Annotated in this window: 1 protein-coding gene; it reads left to right on the forward strand. The window is 32.1% G+C overall.

The window, feature by feature from the left end; translation table 11 throughout:
- Nucleotides 1-350: 350 nt before the first annotated feature.
- The gene (locus tag CDZ78_RS20165; protein ID WP_087871551.1) at nucleotides 351-1,514 is read left to right on the forward strand and encodes a hypothetical protein; all 1,164 of its coding nucleotides are present in this window, start codon (nucleotides 351-353) and stop codon (nucleotides 1,512-1,514) included.
- The last annotated feature ends 88 nt before the right edge of the window (nucleotides 1,515-1,602 follow it).

The following is a 1,602-nucleotide window of genomic DNA, read 5'->3' on the forward strand; positions in this document are numbered from 1 at the left end:
CCTCCGGCGGCCCCGATTCGTCCTCGTCACCTCGTCCCGACCCAACAAGGGGTCGGAACATAGGCTCCAAATGACTTGACGCCGTGTCGGATGGCCTTTTATTTTGTCTCCACCTTCGCTAACGCTCAGACTCCGACAAAATAACGGCCCTACGGCTATCGCGGACTAAAAATCATCACTTCGCTTAGGCTACGTTTCCCTGATTTTCAGCGAATGATGCATTAAGAAAATTTGCAGAGAGTCTTGATGAAAGTAAGGCTCATGCTCATGGATATGATGATCCTGAAACTTTAAGTAAAGATAAATTAATAGAGCTTGGTTCTAAAACAGCAGAAATAACAAAAGAATCTTTGACTAAGGCATTTAAACAAATTCCTATCGATACTGGGTTTGTAATTCTACCATATGATACAACTGATGGGCTTCAAGATTTGAATTGGTCAAAACATCCACAAGCTGATAACTATTTTATGCAAACAGCTCATATTTTTGAGACAAGAAAACAATTGAATGTTGATTTGATTTCAGGTAAGAAAACAAGTGAAAATGAGCGTTTTTTTGATAATTTTTTTAAAACATTAGGTAATAAGCCAAAACCATGTGTTTCTGGTAGTGATGCCCACCAATACAGTAAATATGGAGATTTTCCATCTAATAGAATAACTTGGGTAAAAGCAGACCCAAGCTTTGAAGGGTTAAAGCAAATTATTTATGAACCTGGAGATAGAGTAAGAATACAAGAATTAAATCCAGATGAAAAAGAAGACTATCAAGTTATTGATAAAGTAAAATTTGTTGATAATGAGTTTTTAACTGATGATATTTTGATAAATCAGAATTTAACAGCAATTATTGGAGGTAAATCAACAGGTAAGTCTATTTTACTAAGAAATATTGCTCAATCAATTGATCCAAAAGAAGTTGATAAGAGACTGCAAGAGGTTGGGTTAGGTTCATATCCAAAGCAAGTTTCTGACTTTAGGGTAATTTGGAGAGATAAGCAAGAAAACAAAAAAAATGATAATAGTGATATTAATAAAAAAATTATTTATATTCCACAATCATATTTAAATAGGTTGGTTGATAAAAAAGATGGTAAAACATCTATTGATGACATTATAGAAAATGTTCTAGTTCAAGACCCCGATGTAAGGTCTCGTTTTCAAGAACTTGACTTTTCCAAAAGAAAAATAGAGAAAGTTATAACAAAGAATATTGAAGATCTTTTTTATATAGATAATGACATTAAAAACTTATCTGAAAATATTAAAAAAATTGGAGATAAGAAAGGAATAACATCTGAAGTTGATAAGTTGAATATTGAAATATCCGATTTTCAGAGTAAGTCAGGAATGTCTCCAGATTCTGTAGATCAATATAATGAATTAACACAGGAAAAAGAAAAACTAAATGATAGAGAGGATCTATGTGTTAAAGATATAAGAATATTAAATAAAATAAAAAACAGGTCTATTTTTAATAAAGTTGATTTTGAAGATTTATCAGTAGTTTGAAAAGGTCACTGGAAAGTAGTTTTAGTTTAATACTAGAAAAGTATTTGATAGAGTGGAATGAAAAAATAGATAGTAAAGCGGGGAGTCG

The sequence above is a fragment of the Bathymodiolus platifrons methanotrophic gill symbiont genome (assembly GCF_002189065.1).
Classification (GTDB): domain Bacteria; phylum Pseudomonadota; class Gammaproteobacteria; order Methylococcales; family Methylomonadaceae; genus Methyloprofundus.